We start from the raw sequence: 22,593 nt of genomic DNA, 5'->3' as shown, positions 1-22,593 counted from the left end.
GTCGCCGGCAGTGCGCATGACGGAAGACGACAGACCGGGACGACCGAAGCGAGGCTCGGGCCGGTAATCGACAGCCGCGGGAAGGGAACGCAGTGGACGAGCGGGTTGCCTCACGAGCGGACCGGATGGACGGCGGGGGGCGGCCCGTACATCACGCGGTCACATACTGGGCCCGCCGTACTCCTCAGGCACCGGCGATCACCTGCGCCGACGGTGTGCTGTCCTACCGCGAGCTGGACGAGCGGGCCAACCGGCTGGCCCACCATCTGCGCGGGATCGGCGTGGAGCGGGGCGTGGTCGTCGCCATCCACCTGGACCGTGGCCTGGAGCACTATGTGGCGCTGCTGGGCGTGCACCGGGCCGGGGGTGCCGCGTTGCCGCTGGACACCAGCTATCCGGAAGCGCGTCTGCGGTACATGCTGGAGGACAGCGGCGCCCTGGTGGTCATCACGGGGCAGGATGCGGCCGCCGGAACAGTGGTGGACCCGTACGCCGATGCGGCGCTGATCGCCGCGTGTCCCGCCACGCCGCCGGACGTCGAGGTGCGCCGGGACGACCTGGCCTGTCTGATGTACACGTCGGCGTCGACGGGCGCACCCAAGGGGGTGCAGCTCGAGCACGGCGGGATCGCCGACCTCTGCCGCTGGCATGCGGAGGCGCTCGAGCTCACCGCGGCCGACCGGGGTTCGCTGGCCGCCCCGCTGAGTTTCGACGCGTCGATCCTCGATCTGTGGCCACTGCTGAGCGTGGGCGGGCATGCCGTCGCGGTCTCGGACGACGACCGGGCCGACCCCGAGCGGCTGGTCCGAGCGTTGCGGCACCATGCGATCACGGTGTGTTTCCTGACCACCGCGCTCGCCGAGATCGTGCTGGCCCAGCCGGGCCTCGAGACGTTGGCGCTGCGCTGGCTGGTGACGGGCGGTGAGGCGCTGCGGCGCCGCCCCCGGCCCGGCCTGCCGTTCCGGCTCGTGAACATCTACGGTCCGACCGAGACGACGGTGTACGTGACGTCCGCGGTGGTCGCCGACGAGGCCACGGCGGACGGGCCGGTCCCGATCGGGCGGCCGTTGGGCGGGGTGGATGTGCGCCTGCTCGACCCGCAGGGCCGACCCGTGCCCGCGGGTGAGGCCGGTGAGATCGTGGTGGCCGGTCCCGGTGTGGCCCGAGGTTATCTGCGCAGGCCCGAGCTGACGAGCCGGCGGTTCGGCGTGCACGGCGGGCTGCGCACCTACCGAACCGGAGACCTGGCGCGGCTCGGAGCGGACGGGCAGTTCGAGTTCCTCGGGCGGATCGACCGGCAGGTGAAGGTCCGCGGGCATCGCATCGAACCCGACGAGGTCGAGCGGGCGTTGATGCGGCACCCCGGTGTGCGGCAGGTCGCGGTGGCCGCTGTGCGGCCCGCGGGGCAGGCCGCACGGTTGGTTGCGTACGTCGAGAAGGCCGGCCCGGGAGGTGTGGCGGGCTGGTCGGTGCCGCCGGGGCCGGCCGGGGGCGCGGTCACCACGGTCGCCGCCGTGCGGGCTCTCGCGCCACGGTCCGTGCTGGAGATCGGGCCGGGTGTGCCGGGCCTCGACGCGGTGTGTGACGTCCATGAGCGGCGGGACTCGCTGACACCTGACGTGCGGGGGGCCTACGACCTGGTGCTGGTCGATGCGCACGCCGTGGATGGTGCCGCTGGTCTGCTCGCCGCGATCGGCGCGGCGCAGCGGCACGGCGACACGGTGCTGGTGAGCGGGGTGCGGTCGCTGCCTTTGCTGGAGCCCGCCGCGTGGCGGGCCGAGCTGGCGACGGCGGTGGACGGCACCACCGCCGACGAGCTGCGCTGGCGGGCCTACCGGCGGAACCGGGACGATGCCGGGCAGGCTGTGCATCCGGTGGTGTTCGCGGACCTGCCGGCGGGATCGGTGGAGATCGTGCCGCGGTACGACCGTGCCGACCCCGGCCGGTTCGATGTGCTGGTCCGGGCGGGCGAGGTCCCGGCGGCTCCCGGCTTCGAGTGGCGGGACTACGGCGGCGAGGTCGACCTGGCGGCGATCCGTGCGGTGCTGCGTGGTGGCGAGCCGCGGGTGTTCGGTGTCCGGGGCATTCCGTACGCGGAGCTGGCGGCGCGCTTCGCGGCGTGGCGCGGCATGGCCGGGCAGGTGACCGCCGGTGAGCTGCGGGCGCGGGCCCGGCCGGGCGGGGCGCCGTCGCCGGTCGATCTGCGGGCGCTCACCCTCGGGCTGCCCTACCGGGTGCGGCTCAGCTGGGCCGCCGGGCGCGCCGACGGTGCGCTGGACGCGGTGTGGCTGCACGACACGGTGCCCGAGCCGGTGCGGCTGCCCTGGCCCGGCCCGGCCGCGACACCCGTCGAGACGGTGAACCGGGTGCCGGACGAGGCGGGTGACGAGCGGCTGCGGGACGAGTTGCGTGAGGTGCTCGCCGCCCGGTTCGTACCGCACGAGATGCCCGACCTGCTGGTCCTCCTCGACCGGATGCCGTTGACGCCGGTCGGCAAGGTGGACCGCAACGCATTGCCGTTGCCGTCGTGGCTCGACGGGCCGCGGCGTGGTGCGGACGGGCCGCGGAGCGCCGCCGAGGAGGCCGTGACCGGGCTGGTCGAGGAGCTGCTCGGCCGTGGGGTCGGCCGGGACGACGATCTGCGGACGCTCGGCGCGCACTCGCTGACTTTCGCCCAGCTCTCGTCGCGGATCATGCACGAGTTCGGTGTGCGTGTCCCCGTACGCCGACTGCTCGAGGAGCCTTCCGTGGCGGCGATCGCCGGTCGCCTCGCGGTGTCCGGGACGAGCCTTGTCGATCACACGGAGGTCAGCTGATGGATGCCCCGCTCACCTTCGCCCAGCAGCGGTTGTGGTTCCTCGACCAGCTGCATCCCGGTGCCGCCGGCTACAACATTCCGTCCGCGCACCGTGTTCGGGGGCCGCTCGCGCCCGGTCTGCTGGCGCGGGCGCTGACCGAGGTGGTGCGTCGGCACGAGGTGTTGCGGGCCGCGGTCACCGACGGGCCCGGCGGTCGGCCGGTGCACCGGATCCAGGCCTGCGAGCCGGTCGAGGTGCCGGTGACGCCGGTCGGCGGCGGGCCGGTGGAGGAGCGGCTCGCGCGCGCCGCGGAGCTGGCCCGGGATCAGGTGCTGCGGCCGTTCGAGCTGCGCAGGGGCCCCTTGCTGCGGGCAGGTCTGCTGCGTATCGACGACGACGACCACGTGCTGGTGCTCTGCCTCCACCACGTGGTGGCCGACCAGTGGACCCTGTCGCTGCTGCTGCGTGAGGTGTCCGAGCTGTACGAGGCGTACCTCCTCGACATGGATTCGCCGCTGGGCGAGCCGCCGCTGCAGTACACCGACTTCGCCCGCTCGCAGCGGGAGACCCTCGACGAGGACGTCTTGGACGGTCAACTCACCTACTGGCGCGACAAGTTGGCGGGCTGTGAGCCGCTCGGGCTGCTCACGGACCGGCCGCGGCCACCGGTGCAGCGCTGGGACGGGGCGCGGGTGCGGCGGCGTATTCCCGCCGAGGTGCTCTCCGCGGTGCGTGGGCTGGCCGCCCGGTACGACGTGACGCTCTTCGCGGCCGTCGCCGCCGGGTTGTCGGCGCTGCTGGCCCGGCACACCGGGCAGCGGGACGTACTCCTCGGCGCGGCCCTGGCCCACCGCGATCGCCCCGAGCTGGAGGAACTCCTGGGGTTTTTCGTCAACACGGTCGTGCTGCGTACGGACCTGACGGGTGACCCGTCGTTCGGTGAGCTGCTCGGGCAGGTGCAGGAGACGGCGCTGCAGGCCCAGGAGAACCAGGACCTGCCGTTCGAGCGGCTCGCCGACCTGCACGGCCCCGACCGTGATCTGAGCAGGCCGCCGCTGGTCAATGTCGTGCTGTCGTTCCTCAACACGCCCGCCGATCCGCTGCGGGTGCCCGGCTCGACGGTCACCGAGTTCGTCTTCGATCCCGGTGTCGTCAAGTTCGAACTCGACGTGATGGCCTTCGAGGCCGGCGGTGAACTCGTCGTCGACGTCGACTACCGGCAGGACCTGTTCGACCGCTCCACCGTGGAGCGTCTCCTTGCACACCTCGAACGGATCCTGGCCGGTGCCGCCGCCGGCCCGGACCGGCCGGTGTCCGCGCTGCCGCTGCTCACCGCCGACGAAGAGGCCGAACTCCTCGCCCGGGGCAACGCGGCCGCGCCGGCACACGGCCCGGGCAGATCGGTGCCGGAGCTGTTCGCCGAGCAGGTCGTGCTGCGCCCCGACGCGCCCGCCGTACGCGAAGGGGCCGAGGTCCTCACGTACGCCGAACTGGACGCGCGGGCCGAACGGGTCGCGGCCGCGCTCGCCGGGTTCGACGGCCCGGTGTGTGTCGGTGTCTGCCTGGACCGCTCCGCGGACCAGGTGGCAGCGCTGCTGGGCATCCTCAAGGCGGGCGGCCACTACCTGCCGCTCGACCCCGGCTATCCGGCGGAGCGGCTCGGCGATCTCCTTGCCGATGCCGGTGCCGTGGCGGTGGTGACCGGCAGCCCGTACGCGGAGAAGACCGCGGCCTGGACGGGGCCGCGGGTGCTGATGGACCGGCTGCCCGAGGCCACGGGCCGTGCGGCGCGGGGGGTGCCGGGGCCGGAGGATCTGGCGTACGTCATGTACACCTCCGGGTCGACGGGCCGTCCCAAGGGGGTGCGTGTGCCGCACCGGGCGGTGGTGCGGCTGGTGCACGAGACCGACTATGCCGACATCGGGCCCGGTGACCGGGTCGCGCACAGCAGCAGCATCTCGTTCGACGCCGCCACGTTCGAGATCTGGGGCGCCCTGCTCACCGGCGCCGAGGCGGTCGTCCTGCCGAAGGAGACCGTGGTGGAGCCCGCGGTGTTCGCGGCCGCGCTGCGGGAGCAGGGCATCACCGTGCTGTGGATGACGTCGTCGCTGTTCAACCACACCGTCGGCGAGGTGCCGGACGCGGTCGCCGGGGTCGGCACGGTCCTCGTGGGCGGCGAAGCACTCGACCCCGCGGTGATCCGTACCGTGCTGGAGCCGCGGAACGCGCCGGGGCGGCTCCTCAACGGGTACGGGCCGACGGAGAACACCACGTTCAGCACCACGCACCTGATCACCGAGGTGCCGCCGGACGCCGTGTCGATCCCCATCGGCAGGCCCGTCCGTGGTTCCCGCTGCTACGTCACCGACCCGCAGCTGCGGCTGGTGCCCGCCGGGGTGCCCGGTGAGCTGCTCGTCGCGGGCCTCGGTCTCGCCCACGGCTACGTGGGGGCGCCGGACCTGACGGCCGAGCGGTTCGTGCCCGATCCGTACGGCGAGGACGGGGCGCTGCTGTACCGCACCGGTGACATGGTGCGGTGGCTGCCCGACGGCACGCTGGAGTTCCTCGGCCGCAGCGACGACCAGGTGAAGATCCGCGGCTACCGGATCGAGCCGGGCGAGATCGAGGCGCGGCTCACCGGCTGCCCCGGGGTGCGGTCGGCGCTGGTGCTGGCGCACCGGGACGACGACGGGCCCCGGCTCGTCGCCTACGCGGTGCCGCACGTGGGTGCCGAGCTGTCCGTGCCGGAGCTGCAGAACCAGCTGGCCGCCGCGCTGCCCCCGTACATGGTGCCGAGCGACTTCGTGCTGCTCGACCAGTTCCCGCTGAACGCCAGCGGCAAGGTCGACCGTGCGCGGCTGCCGCAGCCGGTGCGGGCCGAACGCGCCGCCGGTGTCGCGCCGCGCACGGACCTGGAGGCGGCGGTGTGCCGTGTCTGGGCCGAGCAGCTCGGTGCGGGCGAGGTCGGTATGGCCGACAACTTCTTCCATCTGGGCGGCGATTCGCTGCTCGCCACACGCGTGGTGGCCAGGCTGCGCCGTGTCCTCGGTGTCCGGCTGAGCGTGCGCACGCTGTTCGACCAACCCACGGCTGAGGCGTTCGCCGCCGCTGTCGACGACCTCAGGAGGACCGAAGTATGAGCACGACGACCGTCGGCACGCCGGCGACAAGCGTCCAGGAACGCATGTGGTTCGCCGAGCGTCTCGAACCGGGCGGCGGACTCTACAACGTGCCGTACGCGTGGCGGGTGCGGGGCACGCTCTCCGCGGAGGCGCTGGAGCGGGCCGTGGCGGTGCTGATCGAGCGGCACGAGATCCTGCGTACGACGTTCGCCGAGCGTGACGGACGCCTGTTCCAGCAGGTCGGCGAGGCCTGGACGCCGGTCGTCGACCGGGCCGACCTGCGGGGCGAGCCGGAGCACGCCGTCGAGGCGTGGATACGTGCGGGCTCCCGCAGGCCGTTCGACCTGGGAGGACGGCGGCTGCTGCGCATCGGCCTGGCCCAACTCGACGGACAGCGGCAGGTGTTGTTCCTCTGCGCCCACCACCTGATCTGGGACGCCACGTCCACCCAGGTGTTCCTGCGTGAGCTGCGCGAGCGCTACGACGTGGCCGCCGCCGAGCTGGGCGTGGGTACCGCCCCGACCGCGACGCCCGTGTGGCAGGAGGAGGCGCTGCCGCTGCCCGCGCTGTTCCTCGGGCAGGCCGCGCGCACCCCGGACGACACGGCGCTGGTGCACGAGGGCAGCACGCTCAGCTATGCCGAACTCGGCCGCCGGGCGCACGCGGTGGCCGGTCATCTCGCGGCGCGCGGGCTGGGGCGGGGCGACCTCGTCGGGGTGTACCTCGACCGGTCGGCGGACCTGGTGCCGACGCTGCTGGGTGTGCTGCTTTCGGGTGCCGCGTATGTGCCGCTCGACCCGATCTACCCGGACGAGCGGATCGCCGGCATGCTCGACGACTCCCGGGCGGCGCTGCTCATCGCCGACCGGGCCCCGGGCGCCGAGCTGGCCGCCACCGGCGTCGAGACCGTCCTGTTGGGCGAGGTCCTCACGGCCGCACCGCTCGCCGTGCCGGTCCCGGTGGGCGGCGAAGACCTCGCATACGTCATCTACACCTCGGGTTCCACGGGCAGGCCGAAGGGCGTGCAGGTCACGCATCGTGGTCTGGCGAACCTGCTGCGGTCCATGGCGGTCCGGCCCGGGTTCGGCGACCGCGACACGATGCTGGCCCTCACCACGGTCTGCTTCGACATCGCCGCCCTCGAACTGTTCCTCCCGCTGATCACCGGCGGCACCGTCGACGTCGCCTCCGCGGAGGTGGCCCGCGACGGTGACCTGCTCGTGCGGCATCTGGCCCGTGCCCGCCCCACCCACATGCAGGCGACACCGGCGACGTGGCGGATGCTGCTCGCCGCGGGGTGGGAGGGCGACCCCGAACTGAACGTCCTCTGTGGTGGGGAGGCGCTGCCGCGGCCCCTCGCCGACGAGCTGCACCGCCGCTCGCGGGCGTTGTGGAACCTGTACGGCCCCACCGAGACCACCATCTGGTCGACCGCGGGACTGGTCGCGGCCACCGGCCCGGTCACGCTGGGCCAGCCGGTCACCAACACCACCCTGCACGTCCTCGACGAGAAGCTGCGGCCCGTACCGGCGGGGGAACCGGGCGAGCTGTGGATCGGCGGTGACGGTGTCGCCGCCGGATATCTGCGCCGGCCCGAGCTGACCGCCGAGAGGTTCCGCACCGACCCGGCAGACCCGGAGGGCGGCATCATCTACGGCACCGGTGACCTCGTGCGGATGCTGCCGGACGGGCAGCTCGCGTACGTCAACCGGGTGGACAACCAGATCAAACTGCACGGATTCCGGGTGGAGCCGGGTGAGATCGAGGCGCTCCTGCGGGAACGGCCCGACGTGGCGGACGCGGCGGTACTCCTCGACGACGCCGACACGCTCGCCGGGTACCTGGTGTGCGACGGGGAGCCGCCGTCGGCCGCCGACCTGCGCGCCCATCTCTCGACCCGGCTTCCTTCGTACATGGTGCCCGCGGTCTTCCGGATCGTGGAGCGCTTCCCGCTGACCGGCAACGGCAAGGTGGACCGCAACGCGCTGCGCGCCCAGGGCGGCGGGCTGCCGACCGCGCCCCGCGCCGAGCCGTCGACACCGACGGAACAACTCCTCGCCCAGATCTTCACAGAGGTCCTCGGCTGTCCGCCGCCGGGCGCCGGTGACTCGTTCTTCGAGATCGGCGGGCACTCCCTGCTGGTGCCCCGGCTCACCGGGGCGATCGCCGCCCGCACCGGGATCCGCCTCTCCGTCCGTGACCTGTACCGTGTGCCGCGGCTCGACGAACTCGCCGCGCACCTGGACACGCGGGCCGAAGACCGGCTCGTGGAGCAGCCGGAGACGGCGGCGTCCGGTGTGCCCGCGACGAGCATGCAGGAACAGATGTGGCTGGCCGAGCAGATGGACTGCACCGGTCCCGCCTACAACGTTCCCCTGTCGTGGCGGATCACCGGCGACCTCGACCCGGGGGCGCTGCGGACCGCGCTGGGCGCGCTCGTCGAACGGCACGAGATCCTGCGGACCGCGTTCCACCACCACGACGGGCGGCTCCACCAGGTCGTCACCGAACCGTGGACGCCTGAACTGGTCCGTGACACCGAGGACCTGGCCGTCCTGACCGACCGGGAGGCGTCGACGCCGTTCGACCTCGCGGCCGGGCGGCTGCTGCGGGCCCGCCTGGTGCGGACCGGACCGGACGCGCACACGCTGCTGCTGTGCTTCCACCACATCGCGTTCGACGCGCAGTCGGTGCCGACGCTGGAACGCGACCTCGCCCACTTCTATGCGCGCGCCCTCGGTGGGACCGTCGGTGAGCTGCCGCCCGTGGTGCAGTTCGCGCAGGCCCGGTGGGACGAGGACCCGGACGCCGTCGGCCACTGGGTGGACCGGCTGACCGGCGCGCCCGAGACCCTCGCCCTCGGCGCGCCGCCGCGGCGCCCGGAGGCGCACGGCGCGGTGCCGGTCCCGTTCGCGCCGGACTTCGCCCGCCGCACGGCCGCGCTCCGCGACGAGCACCGGGTGTCCTGGTACATGGTGGCGGTCGCGGCGGTCGCCGCGTGGCTGCACCGTGCGGACGAAGGCGGCGACGTCACGTTCGGGCTGCCGATGGCCAACCGGGAGGGCGACGACCTCGACGACCTGCTGGGGCCCTGTCTGAACACGGTGGTGCTGCGATCGCGGGCCGAGGCGGCGACGACGTTCGCCGACCTGCTCGGCGAGGTGCGCGACAGCATGCTCGACGCGTTCGAGTACCAGGCGGCGCCGCTGCCCGAGGTGCTGTCCGAACTGGCCCCGCAGCGGCGGTCCGGGCGCACCCCGTACCTGGACGTCATGCTGAACCTGGTGTCCGTGCCGCGCACCCGGCAGGCGCTGGGCCCGGCGACGATGGCGGCGCTGCCGTTCGACCGCTGGCAGCACGAGACGAAGTTCGGTCTCACCGTGACGTTCGTGGAGGACCACGAACGGCTCACCGCGGTGCTGTCGTATCGCGGGGACCGGCACACCGCCGCCCGTGCCCGGCGGCTCGCCGAGCGGCTCGGCCGGGTCCTCGACGGGCTCGCCGACCTGCCCGAGGTGCCGTTGGCCGAGCTGCTGCCGTCCGGCCGTCCGCAGTTCCGGGACTTCGCGATGGCACAGGCCGGGGAACGGGACAGTGCGCACGGCCGTGAGGCGCTGGACGCGTGGGAGCGGCGGCTCTCCGGGACACCGGCGTTCCCGGCACTGACTCCGCCGTTGCAGACCTCGCCGCCCGGTTCGGTGACCATCCCGCTCGGGCCCGGGGCGCTGGACGGGCTGCGCCGGATGCGCGGGGAGCACGGACTGTCCTGGTTCATGGTCGCCGCGACCGGGCTCGCCGCGCTGCTGCACCGGTGGACCGGGCAGGAGGACGTCGCGTTCGGCTGCCCGGTCGCCAACCGGGACGAGTTCCCCGACCTGCTCGGGCCGTGCCTCAACACGCTTGTGCTGCGCTCGGAGTGCGATCCGGACACCACGGTGCTGGACCTGGCGCTCGCCATGCGGGAGACCGTGCTCGGCGCGTTCGACCTGGACCGGGTGCCGTTCGAGGACGTGGTGAGCCGGCTGCGGCCGCCGCGCCGCCCGGGCTGGACTCCGTACGCGGACGTCACGCTGGCCGCGACCGCGGCGGGAGCGGCCGCCATGCCGGTCGGCGGGGCCGCGCTCACGCCTGTCGAACTGGACCACGCGGGGGCCGGGTACGCCGGGAAGTTCGGGCTGACCGTCGGCTTCGAGGAGACCGACGGCAGGCTGCGGGGCACGATCCTGTACCGCGGTGACCGGCTCACCGGCGGTGAGGCGGAGCGGATGGCCGCCTGGCTGGGCCGGTTCGTCGAATCGTTCGCCGAGGTCGCGGACCAGCCGGTCGGCACGGTCGACCTGCTCGGCGCCCCCGAACGGGAGGAGCTCGCCCGGTTCGAGGAGTCCGCCCCGGCGGATGCGGAAACGACGGTTCCGGCGCTGTTCGCGCAGCGGTGCGCCCAGCAGCCGGACGCGCCGGCGCTCCGCTCGCGCAGCGGTGTCCTCAGCTACGCCGCGCTCGACGCGCGGGCCGACGCGCTGGCGGCGGTGCTGCGGCCGCTGGCCGGTGACCGCACGGTGGTTGCGCTGCTGCTGCCTCGCGGGGCCGACCTCGTCGTATCGATGCTGGCCGGGTGGAAGGCAGGGCTGGCGATCTGCCCGCTCGATCCGGAGTACCCGGAGGACCGGATCCGGTTCATCCTCGGCAACGCCGGTGCGTGCGCGGTCGTCACCGACCTGCCCGCCGAGGCCGCCGGTGCCGTGCCGCCGGGCGTCGAGGTCGTCGACATCGGCACGGTCGACGACAGCGTCGGCACGCTCACCAAGAACGCCCCGGCGGCGCTGCCGGGCCCGGATGCGACGGCGTACATCCTGTATACGTCGGGCACCACCGGTGAGCCGAAGGGTGTCGCGTACCGGCACGGGAGCCTCGCGCACGTGACCCGCTGGCACATCGACGCCTTCGACGTGCGGCCCGGCGACCGGGTCAGCCAGATCCACAGCGTCGCGTTCGACACGACGCAGCACGAGTTGTGGCCCGCGCTGTGCGGCGGCGCGGAACTGCTGCCGTACGAACGTCCCGTCGTAGTCCCCGAACTCACCTCATGGCTCGGCGAGCAGGGCGTGACGATGTTCTTCGCGCCGACACCCGTGGCCGAGGCGCTGTGGGCGGCGGGCACCGAACTGCCGGCGCTGCGCTGGCTGTTCTTCGCCGGCTCGGCGCTGACCACGCTCCCGCCGGCCGTCCCGTACGGGGTCTGCGACGCGTACGGGCCGACCGAGACGTTCATCACGACCAGCCATGTCCTCGACGTGTCGACGGCGACGGTGCTGAACTGCATCGGCCGGCCCCTCGACGGTGTACGCCCGTACATCCTGGACGCGGCGGGGCGACGCTGCCCGGTGGGGATGCCCGGCGAGCTGTTCGTCGGCGGGGCGACCGTCGCGCAGGGCTACTGGGGCCGGGAGGACCTGACCGGGGAGCGGTTCAGTGACCGCGATCCGGACGGCAATCCCGGCTGGGTGTACCGCACCGGGGACCGGGCTCGCTGGCTGCCGGACGGCACCCTCGAATATCTGGGCCGCCTGGACCGGCAGCTGAAGATCCGCGGCTACCGGGTCGAACCCGCCGAGGTCGAGACGCAGTTGCTGGCCGACCCCGCGGTGCGTCAGGCGGTGGTGCGCGGCCGTCCGGGTGAGGCGGCGCCGCTGGTCGCCTATCTGGTGGCCGTGGCGGGCGAGCGTGCGGACACACCGGCGGTGCTGACGCGATTGAAGTCGCGGCTGCCCGAGTTCATGGTGCCGAGTGCCGTGGTGTGGCTGCCCGAGCTGCCGCTGAACCATCGCGGGAAGCTCGACACGGAGGCGCTGCCCCGGCCTCAGCGCGCCGACCGGGTCGGTGAGATCGCTTGGACGGCGCCGGAGTCGGAGACGGAGCGGCGGATCGCCGGTGTGTGGTCGGCGGTGCTCGGCCTCGACGCGGTCGGTACGCACGACAACTTCTTCGACCTCGGCGGCAATTCGCTGCTCCTCGGCACGCTGCACGCCCGGCTGGAGAGCGAGCTGTCCCTGACCCTGCCGATCCGGCGCCTGTTCGAACATCCCACCGTGCACGCGCTGGCCCGGTCCCTGGCCGCCGGCAACGGCGAGCCGTCCTCCTCGGCCGCCCAGGTCCGCAGCCGCGCCGTACAGGCGCGGCGGGCCCGTCGTGCCCGCACCGCCCGCCCGACAAAGGTTGGAGAGGACGCATGAGCGAGTCCAATGCCGTGGCCATCGTCGGGCTGGCCGCCCGGCTGCCCGGGGCTGAGAACGCCGGCCGGTTCTGGCGAAACCTGCGCAACGGTGTCGAAGGCATCAGCCGGTTCGGCCTCGACGAGCTGATCGCCGCCGGGGTGGATCCAGCGCTGGCCCGGCATCCGCGCTATGTTCCCGCCCGCGGTGTGCTGACGGGCGGTGAGTTCTTCGACCGCAGGTTCTTCGGCTACAGCCCGGCCGAGGCCGCGGCGATGGACCCGCAGCAGCGGGTCTTCCTGGAGTCGGCGTCGACGGCGCTCGACGACGCCGGGATCGACCCGCAGCGCTTCGACGGCTGGGTCGGTGTGTACGCGGGCTGCGACATGATGAACCCGGAGCTGCAGGGCACCGGGGGCGACGGACTGTCCAGCATGATCGGCTACGACAAGGACTTCCTCGCCACCCGGGTCGCGTACAAGCTGGGGCTGCGCGGCCCGGCGCTCACCGTGCAGACAGCGTGCTCGACGTCGCTGGTGGCGGTGCACCAGGCCGCGCAGAGCCTCCTCAACTACGAGTGCGACGCGGCCCTCGCCGGGGGCGCCTCGCTGTGGCTGCCGCAGGTCACCGGCTACCTGTACGAGGAGGGGTACGTCGAGTCCGCGGACGGCCACTGCCGCCCGTTCGACGCGGCCGCCAGCGGCACGGTCGGCAGCAGCGGCGTGGCCGTGGTGGTGCTGCGGCGGCTGGAGGACGCGGTCAAGGACGGCAACCGGATCGTCGCGGTGATCCGCGGCTCGGCGCTGAACAACGACGGCGGGGAGAAGATCGGCTTCAGCGCGCCCTCGTTCGCCGGCCAGCGCGACGCCATCCAGTACGCGCACGCCCAGGCCGGTGTGGAGGCCGACGACATCGCGTACGTGGAGGCGCACGGCACCGCCACGCGGGTCGGCGACCCCGTCGAGGTGGCCGCGCTGACCGCCGCGTTCCGTGAGTCCACCGACCGGGTCGGCTACTGCCGGCTCGGCGCGGTGAAGAGCAACATCGGCCACACCGGTGCCGCGGCCGGCGCGGCCGGGCTGATCAAGACGGCGCTCATGCTGCAGCACCGGGAGCTCGTGCCGACGCTGCACTTCCGGGATCCGAACCCGGGCCTGGAACTGGACACGTCGCCGTTCCGGATCGCCACCGAGCTGGCCCCCCTGCCCGCCGAAGGGCCGGTCCTCGCCGGGGTGAGCGCCTTCGGCGTGGGCGGCACCAACGCGCACGTCGTCCTGGAGTCGCCGCCGGTCCGCAGGCGTACGGACTCCGCGAAGCCCCGTGTCTTCTGCCTGTCGGGAGCTTCGGCGGCGGCCGTCCGCAGCCAGCGCACCGCACTCGCCGAGCACTTGGAGTCGTCCGCCGACCCGCAGGACGACGTGGCGTTCACCCTGGCCACCGGGCGGCGGCGCTTCGACCACCGCAGCGCCGTGGTCGCGACCGACCGGGCCGAGGCGGCCGAGGCGCTGCGTGCGGCGCCGCCGGTCGCCCGGGTCTCTGCCGAGCGGGACATCGCGTTCCTGTTCCCCGGTACCAGCGTGCTGCGCTCCGGATTCGGCGGCGCCGCGCACCGCAGGCTGCCGGTGTTCCGCGAGACGTTCGACGCGCTCTCCGCCGAGTGCCACAGCCGCTACGGCATCGACCTCGGCGTCGTGCTGCGCCCGGACCCCGGCCTGGACTGGCTGCGGAGCATGGTGAACGAGCAGCTCGCGCTGTTCGCCATCGGGTTCTCCCTCGCCCGGCAGCTGCAGGCGTACGGCATCGAGCCGAAGGCCATGCTGGGGCACAGCGCCGGTGAACTCGTCGCCGCGGCCGTCGCCGGACGGTGGTCCCCCTCGGACGCACTGCGTCTGGTGCACGAACGCGGCACCATCCTGAGCGGCGTCGGGCCGGGCCGGATGCTGACCGTCAAGGCGTCCCCGGACGAGGTGCGGGAACTGCTCGCCGCGCGGCCTGGCCTGGCCGTGGCGATCGAGGCGCCCCGCTACTCGGTGCTGGCCGGCCCGGTCGAGGAGGTCGACCGGCTGAAGGCCGACGGGTTCGGCGACCAGATCCTCGACATCAACGGCGCCTTCCACACGGAGGCGGTCAGGCCGGCCGCCGAACGGCTCGGCCGGATCGTCGAGGAGATCCCGCACACGACCCCCACCCTGCCGTACCTGTCCAACGTCACCGGCGGCTGGGCCGATCCGGCGGTCACCTCGGGCGGCGCCTACTGGGCCGACCACGCGGCCGGCACGGTGCGGCTGTCCGACTGCGCGGACACCCTCCTCGACAGCTCCTGCCGGGTCTTCGTCGAGCTCGGCCCCGGCCAGACCTTGACCCGGATGCTGCGCGGGCATGCGGCCTGGACCGGCGAGCACCTGGCGGTGCCGGTCAGCGGAAGCGCCGAGAAGAGCGAGGAGGAGAACCTCCTCGCCGCGCTCGGCAGGCTGTGGGAGCGCGGCTTCGACATTCCCGTCGAGGACCTCCTCGACGCGCCGCAGCTGTGCGCCCTGCCGCCGCACCCGTTCGAGCCGATCGATTGCGAGAGCAATCGCGTCCGGCCCACCGGGAATCCGGCCGCGGGCCGGCGGGAGCACGACGTCGTCGTCACGGTCGGCGACCTGCCCGCGCCGGGGCTGATCGCCACGCTGGCCGGCGACACGGGCACCGTGCGGTCCGCCGCGGCGGACGGGGCGGTCGCCGCCACCGAGGGCGCGGTCGTGCCGGCCGTCGCCGTCGCGGTCGACGACCCCTCCGTACGGGACGCACTGCCGGAACTCGCCGGGCAGGCCGCCGTCGCAGGGGTGCGGCTGCTGCTGGTGGGCAGCGGCCTCGTCGGCGCAGGACCGGTGCCCGACCTCGTGGCCCGGCTGCGGGAGACCGCTCGGGTCACCGTGTTCGACCTGGAGGAACAGGCGCCGGCCCCGGTGCGGGCGCCGGCCGCTGTCGGTGCGGTGCACGCCTGGCGCGACGGCCGCTGGTGGCTCCTCGACGAAGAACCCCCGCCCGCCGTGGAGACCGTGCCCGGGGCGGCGGAGACGGAGGCCGCCGACGAGGTCCTCGACGGGCCCCGGGACGCGACCGAGGAGGCCGTCGCGGCGATCTGGTGCGAGCTCCTCGGGCTGGCCGCCGTCGGCGTCCACGACGACTTCTTCGAACTGGGCGGGCACTCCCTGCTCGCCACCCAGCTCGGCTCCCGCCTGCGGGCCCGCTTCGAGACGGAGCTGCCGATCGAGTCGGTCCTCGACAACCCGACGGTCGCCGGACTGGCCCGTGCGATCGGCGGCTCCGGTCTGGCCCGGCGGCAGGCCGTCGTCCCCCGGCCCGTGTCGGACGAGCCGCTGCCCGCCGCGTTCATGCAGCGGCGGCTGTGGTTCCTCGAACAGTCCGGTGCGGACCTCGCGTACGCCATTCCGCTCGTCCTCGACCTGACGGGCGATCTGAGAATGGGGCCGCTGCGCGACGCCGTCACCGAGGTGGTGCGGCGGCACGAGGTGCTGCGCACGGTGCTGCCCGAGCAGGACGGCGAGCCGGTGCAGAAGGTGCTGCCGCCCGTGCCGGTGGAGATACCGCTGGTCGACGTGACGGGCCTGGACGAGGCAGGGCAGGAGCAGCGGATCACCGACGATCTGCGGCGCCCCTTCGACCTGGCGGCGGGGCCGATGCTGCGGGTCACCGTGTTCCGTACCGGCACCGACCGGTACGTGCTCGCCCTGTGCGTGCACCACATCGTGATCGACGGCTGGTCCCTCGACGTGCTCTGCGACGAGATCAGCCGCCTGTACAACGCGTTCCGGGACGGCCGGGAGTCGCCGCTGCCGCCGCTGCCCGTCCAGTACGGCGACTACACGCTGTGGCAGCGCGACCGGATGCCCGGCATCCTCGACAGCGGCCTGCCCTACTGGACCGAGCAGCTCGCCGGCATCCCCGCCGCCCTGGAACTGCCGACCGACCGGCCCCGGCCGCGGGTACAGACCAACAACGGCGCGGTCGCCGACCGACAGCTCCCGGCCGGGCTGCGCGCCGACCTCGAACGGCTGGGCCGCAGCCACGACACGACGCTCTTCATGACGCTGCTCGGCGGCTACCAGGCCCTGCTGCACCGGTACACCGGCGCGACCGACATCTGCGTGGGCACCCCGGTGGCGGGGCGCACCGAGGTCGAGCTGGAGCGGATGATCGGCTTCTTCGTCAACACGCTGGTGCTGCGCACCGAACTCGACCGCACACTGTCCTTCACCGACCTGCTGGCCCGGGTACGGGAGACGGCGGTGGGTGCTTTCGCGCACCAGGAGGTGCCGTTCGAGCGGCTCGTCGAGGAGCTCAACCCGGCCCGTGACCCCAGCCGCAACCCGCTGTTCCAGGTGATGTTCAACCTGCTGAACCTCAACGACGACCCGCTCGACCTGACCGGGGTCGCGGCGCATGACCGGCCGGGCTCCGGGCTCGGCAGCTCCCAGGTCGACCTGTCGCTGGACATCTACCAGCGCGACGACGGCCTGCTGTGCCGCCTGGAGTACAACACCGACCTGTTCGACGCCGCGACCGCCGATCGGCTGCTGCGCCACTTCGAGACGCTCCTGACCGCGCTGGCCGCGAATCCGGGTGCCGCGCTCGGCAGTTGCGAGCTCCTCGACTCGGCGGAGCGGCGGCGGCTCCTGGAGGAGTGGAACGACACCGCTTGCCCGGTCGAGCCGGTGACCGTGCCGGAGATGTTCGAGCGGGCCGCACGCCGCGTGCCGGACCAGGTCGCCGTCGTGGCCCGGGACGGCAGGCTCACCCACGCCGAACTGCACGCCCGCGCGAACCGGGTGGCCCGTCATCTGATCGCGCAAGGGGTCGGCCCGGAGGACCGGGTGGCGCTGGTCCTGCCCCGTACGGCCGACATGGTGGTGGCGCTCCTCGGGGTGCTCAAGTCCGGGGCCGCCTACGTTCCGGTCGACCTCGCCATGCCCCGCGACCGGGCCGGCGCGATGCTGGAGGACGCGGCACCCGCCGTCGTCGTCACCGGGCTCGACGACGAGGTGCTCGCCGGTTTCCCGGACGGTGACCTCGACCCGGCGGAGCGGGTGCGGCCCCTGGACCCGCGCCACCCGGCCTATCTGATCTACACCTCCGGTTCGACGGGGAAGCCCAAGGCCGTCGTGGTGGAGCACCGCAACGTGGTGAACCTGTTCCACGAGCACCGGACCACGCTGATCGCGCCGCTGGCCGCACGGGCCGGGACCGTCCAGGTGGCGCTCACCGCGTCGTTCTCCTTCGACACGTCGTGGGACGAGCTGCTGTGGCTCGCCGACGGGCACACCCTGCACGTCATCGACGAGGAGTTGCGCGCCGACACGGAGGCCCTCGTCCGATACGTGCGGGACGAGAGGATCGACTTCCTGGACGTGACCCCGTCGTACGCGAAACCGCTGATCGCCGCCGGTCTCCTGGACGGCGGCGACGGCGGAGGGCACGCCCCGGCAATCCTGTCGGTCGGCGGTGAAGCCATCGACGCCGCCCTGTGGGACGAGATCGGTGCCGCGCCGCGGACCGACTGCTACAACTACTACGGGCCCACCGAGTGCACGGTCGACACCCTCGGCAGTCCGATCGTGGCCGGCCGTCCGGTCACCCTGGGCCGTCCGCTCGCCAACACCCGTGCGTACGTGCTGGGCCCGGACTTGCAGCCGGTGCCGCCGGGCGTGGCGGGCGAGCTGTATCACGCGGGTGCGGGGCTGGCCCGCGGCTACCGGGGCCGGACCGGGATGACCGCCGCACGGTTCGTCGCCGACCCGTACGGCGAGCCGGGCTCGCGGATGTACCGCACCGGTGACCTGGTGCGGTGGCGGGGCGACAGCACCCTGGAGTATCTGGGCCGCACCGACGACCAGGTGAAGATCCGCGGCTTCCGGATCGAGCCGGGCGAGATCGAGACGGTCCTCGAAGGCCACCCGGCGGTCACCCAGGCCGTCGTCGTGGCGCGCGAGGACCGGCCCGGCGACGCACGCCTGGTTGCCTACGTGGTCCCGGCCGATGCCGACGCGGCCGAACTGCGGGCCTGGACCGCCCGGTCGCTGCCGGACTACATGGTCCCGGCGGCGGTCGTGCCGCTCGCCCGCATCCCGCTGAACACCAGCGGCAAGGCCGACCGGAAGGCGCTGCCCGCGCCGGTGTTCGCCGCCGCGGCGGCGTCCCGGGCGCCGCGCACCCCGGCGGAGCGCACGCTCGCCGACCTGTTCGCCGACCTGCTCGCGGTACCGCCGGTCGGCATCGACGACGACTTCTTCGCGCTGGGCGGGCACTCGCTGCTGGCCACCCGGCTGATCACCCGGATCCGCTCCGCGTTCGACGCGGACCTCCCGGTGCGAGCGCTGTTCGAGACGCCGACCGTGGCGGGGCTCGCCGAGCAGCTCGCCGCGGCGGGCCGCGCCTGCGACAGCGCGCTGCGCGTCTTCGAGCGGCCGGAGATCCTGCCGTTGTCGTTCGCCCAGCAACGGCTGTGGTTCCTCGACCGCCTCACCGGGTCGGACTCGACGTACAACCTGCCGTTCGCGCTCAGGCTGACCGGCACGCTCGACCCCGGCGCGCTGCGGCAGGCCCTCGCCGACGTGACCGGCCGGCACGAGGCGCTGCGGACCGTGCTGCCCGAAGTGGACGGGGAGCCGCGCCAGGTCGTCCTGGCCGGGCCGGGCGCCCGGCCGGAGATGACCGTCACGGACGTGGCGCGTGCCGGCCTGGAGGAGGCCGTCGGGAGGGCCTGCACCACCGGCTTCGACCTGGGGTCCGAACTTCCGTGGCGGGCGCACCTGTTCCGGCTCGCCGACGACGAGCACGTCCTCGTCGTGGTGCTGCACCACATCGCCGGTGACGGCTGGTCCCTCGCACCGCTGGTCGAGGACCTCGGCACCGCGTACCGGGCCCGCCTCACCGGGGCCGCCCCCGACTGGCGTCCGCTGCCCGTTCAGTACGCCGACTACACGCTCTGGCAGCGGGAGATCCTCGGCGACGAGGACGACCCGCAGAGCACCCTGGCCCGGCAGATCGCCTTCTGGAGCGACACCCTGGCCGGCGCGCCGGAGCTCCTCGACCTGCCCCTGGACAGGCCGCGCGGGGCGAGCGCCGACGGGCACAGCGGAGTCCTGGACTTCCGCATCCCCGCCGAGGTGCACGGCGCGCTGGCCGGGCTCGCCCAGGAACACGGCTGCACGTTGTTCATGGTGCTGCAGGCCGGACTGGCGACACTCCTGACCCGGTCGGGCGCCGGTACCGACCTGCCGATCGGCACGGTGGTGGCCGGGCGCCAGGACGAGGCGCTCGACGACCTGGTCGGCTTCTTCGTCAACACGCTCGTGCTGCGCACCGACACCTCGGGCGATCCGACGTTCCGCGACCTGCTGGCCCGGGTCAAGGAACGGGACCTGGCGGCGCTGGCCCATCAGGACCTGCCGTACGACCGGCTCGTGGAGATCCTCAACCCGGTCCGGTCGCCGGCCGCGCACCCGCTGTTCCAGGTGGCGTTCGTGCTCCAGAACACCGGCCGGGCCGAGGTGGTGCTGCCCGGTCTGCGGGTCGAGCCGGAGCCGGTGGGCGGCGTCAACGCCAAGTTCGACCTTACGTTCAACTTCAGCGAGACCGACGACGGTGTCGACGGCTCCCTGGAGTACCGGACGGACCTGTTCGACGCGTCCACCGTCGCCGCGCTGGCCGAGCGGCTGCTGCGGCTGCTGACCGCCGCGGCCGCCGAACCCGACACCAGGGTGTCCGCGTTCGAGCTGCTCTCCGACGACGAGCGGCGCCGTGTCCTGCCCGACGCGTCCCCTGCGCCGGTGCCGCCTCGCACGTTCCCGGAGCTGTTCGCGGACACGGTGGCCGCGTACCCGGACGAGATCGCGGTGGCCGACGGCCGGGTGGAGTGGACGTACGCCGAACTCGACACCCGCGCCGACGACCTGGCCCGGCTCTTCGCGGCGCACGGGGCCGGACCGGAGGACGTGGTCGGCCTGGCCCTGCCGCGGTCGGCGGAGATGGTCGCCGCGCTGCTCGCGGTGCAGAAGGCCGGTGCGGCGTACATGCCGGTCGACCCCGGGTATCCGGCCGAGCGGATCGCCTACCTGCTGTCCGACGCCGCGCCCGCGCTCGTCGTCAGCACCGGGGAGACCGCCGCGGTGCTGCCCCGGCTCGACTGCCCGGTGCTCCGCCTCGACGCGCTGCCCGAGGCCCCGGCCGACGGGCCGGTGCCCGCCGCCGTCGACCTGCGCAACCCGGCCTACCTGATCCACACGTCCGGGTCGACCGGCCGGCCCAAGGGTGTGGTCGTCTCGCACGCCGGTCTGGCCGCGTTCGCCGCGACCCAGCGCGAGCGCATCGGGACCGGTCCGGGCGACGTGGTCCTGCAGTTCGCCTCGCCGAGCTTCGACGCGTCGGTGTGGGACCTGTCCCTCGGCCTGCTCTCCGGCGCCCGGCTGGTGCTCGCGCCGCCGGAACAGCTGCTGCCCGGGCCCGCGTTGACCGGCCTGATCCGGCGGCACGGGATCACCCACATGTGCCTGCCGCCGTCGTCGCTCGCGGAGCTGGACCCGGCGGAGGTCCCGGCGTCGGTGACGGTCATGGTCGGCGGCGAGGCCTGCCCGGCCGGTGTGGCGGCGACCTGGTCGGACGGCCGGACCCTCATCAACGTGTACGGGCCGACCGAGGCGACCGTGGTGGGCACCGTCAGCGACCCGCTGAGCGGTAGCGGCGCGCCGCCGATGGGGCGTGCGGTGCGGGACATGCGCCTGTACGTCCTCGACGGGACGCTGCGGCCGGTGCCGCCGGGGGTACCCGGTGAGCTGTATCTCGCCGGGCCCGGGCTGGCCCGCGGCTATCTGCGCCGGCCCGCCGTCACCGCGGAACGGTTCGTCGCCGACCCGTACGGCAGCGGCGGCGCCCGGATGTACCGCACCGGTGACCTGGTGCGGTGGCGGGGCGACGGCACGCTGGAGTATCTGGGCCGCACCGACGACCAGGTGAAGATCCGCGGTTTCCGCATCGAGCTGGGCGAGGTCGAGGCGGTGCTCACCGGCCACCCCTCGGTGAGCCAGGCCGCCGCCGTGGTCCGCGAGGACCGGCCGGGCGACCGCCGTCTGGTCGCCTACGTGACCACCACCGGTGCGGAGACCGCCCCGGCGGAGCTGCGCGCATGGATGCGGGAGCGGGTCCCGGCGCATCTGGTGCCGTCGGCCGTGGTGCTCCTGGGCGCGTTCCCGCTGACGCCCAGCCGCAAGATCGACCGCAAGGCGCTGCCCGCGCCGGAGGCCGGCGTCGCGAACCGGCCCGCCCGTACCGCCCGTGAGGTCGCGCTGTGCGGTCTGTTCGCGGAGGTGCTCGGGCTGGAGCGGGTCGGGGTCGACGACGGGTTCTTCGAACTCGGCGGCCATTCCCTGCTTGCGGTGAAGCTGTTGAAGCGGATCCAGTCCGCACTCGGCGCCGAGCTGAACATGCGGACGCTGTTCGCGGCGCCCACGCCCGAGGCGCTCGCGGAGCAGCTCGACCTGGCCGTCCCGGCGAACGCCGCGGTCGACGTGCTGCTACCCGTCCGGGCCGTCGGCACCGCGCCCGCGCTGTTCTGCGTGCACCCGGTCTCCGGGCTCAGCTGGTGCTACGCGGGCCTGCTGCCGCACCTGCCGGGCCATCCCCTGTACGGGTTGCAGGCGCGCCGGGAAGAGACTGCGGCGGACCTGGACGCGATGGTCGACGACTATCTGGCGCAGCTCCGCTCGGTCCAGCCGGCCGGCCCGTACCACCTGCTCGGCTGGTCGGCGGGCGGGACGATCGCGCACGCGCTGGCGTGTCGGCTGCAGCGCGACGGTGAGCAGGTGCGGTTCCTCGCCCTGCTCGACTCCGCTCCCGCGGACGGCCGGATGGACCGTGCCGCGATCGCCCGTGCGATCGGCGACGACGTGGGTGTCACCGGTGAGGACCTGGACGTCCTGGTGGACAGCGGCCTGCACACGCACCGGCTGCTGCACGAGACCCCGCCGGGGGTGTTCCACGGGAACGTCGTCTACCTGACCGCCGCCCGCGATGGCGCACCGGCCGTCGACTCCTGGCTCGGCCACGTCGACGGGGAGATCAACGAGTACCGGATCGACTGCCACCACACGACGATGATGCGTCAGGGCCCGCTCACCGAGATCGGTCCGATCATCGCCGCCGAGCTGAAGGAGACACGATGACGAACCCGTTCGAGGACGCCGACGGCCGGTACCTGGTGCTGGTCAACGACGAGGGCCAGTACTCGCTGTGGCCGGAGGCGGTCCGGGTGCCGGACGGCTGGCGGTGCGCGCGGCCCGCGGACAGCCGGCAGAGCAGTCTCGACTTCGTCGAGCGGACCTGGACGGACATGCGGCCGATGAGCCTGGTCCGGGAGATGGAGCGGGCCTCGTAGGGCCCGTACGTCCGAACCCCCGTCATGTG

At 73.7% G+C, this 22,593-nt stretch carries 5 protein-coding genes; all 5 read left to right on the top strand.

Annotation, left to right across the window (positions count from 1 at the left end):
* The first annotated feature begins 92 nt into the window (after positions 1-92).
* From DMH12_RS00680 to DMH12_RS00660, 5 genes are read left to right on the top strand one after another with little or no spacing between them, the layout of a single operon-like run.
* Positions 93-2,816 carry an amino acid adenylation domain-containing protein gene (locus DMH12_RS00680; RefSeq protein WP_125489532.1) on the top strand — a complete coding sequence of 908 codons (2,724 nt, stop codon included), beginning with the start codon at positions 93-95 and terminating at the stop codon, positions 2,814-2,816.
* Positions 2,816-5,938 carry a non-ribosomal peptide synthetase gene (locus tag DMH12_RS00675; RefSeq protein WP_125489531.1) on the top strand — a complete coding sequence of 1,041 codons (3,123 nt, stop codon included), beginning with the start codon at positions 2,816-2,818 and terminating at the stop codon, positions 5,936-5,938. The genes DMH12_RS00680 and DMH12_RS00675 overlap by 1 nt, the downstream gene beginning before the upstream one ends.
* Complete coding sequence (locus tag DMH12_RS00670; RefSeq protein WP_125489530.1) at positions 5,935-12,150, top strand: non-ribosomal peptide synthetase; 6,216 nt, start codon at positions 5,935-5,937, stop codon at positions 12,148-12,150. Before DMH12_RS00675 ends, DMH12_RS00670 begins: the two co-directional genes overlap by 4 nt.
* Positions 12,147-22,352: a non-ribosomal peptide synthetase/type I polyketide synthase gene (locus DMH12_RS00665; RefSeq protein WP_125489529.1), complete on the top strand. Its 10,206-nt coding sequence runs from the start codon at positions 12,147-12,149 to the stop codon at positions 22,350-22,352. The genes DMH12_RS00670 and DMH12_RS00665 overlap by 4 nt, the downstream gene beginning before the upstream one ends.
* Positions 22,349-22,564, top strand: a complete 216-nt coding sequence (locus DMH12_RS00660; RefSeq protein WP_125489528.1) for an MbtH family protein — start codon at positions 22,349-22,351, stop codon at positions 22,562-22,564. Before DMH12_RS00665 ends, DMH12_RS00660 begins: the two co-directional genes overlap by 4 nt.
* Positions 22,565-22,593 lie beyond the last annotated feature (29 nt).

Origin of the sequence: Streptomyces sp. WAC 04229 (assembly GCF_003947455.1) — a bacterium.
GTDB lineage: Bacteria > Actinomycetota > Actinomycetes > Streptomycetales > Streptomycetaceae > Streptomyces.
Note: the sequence above shows the minus strand (reverse complement) of the source record. Positions and strands in the feature narration are given on the sequence as shown.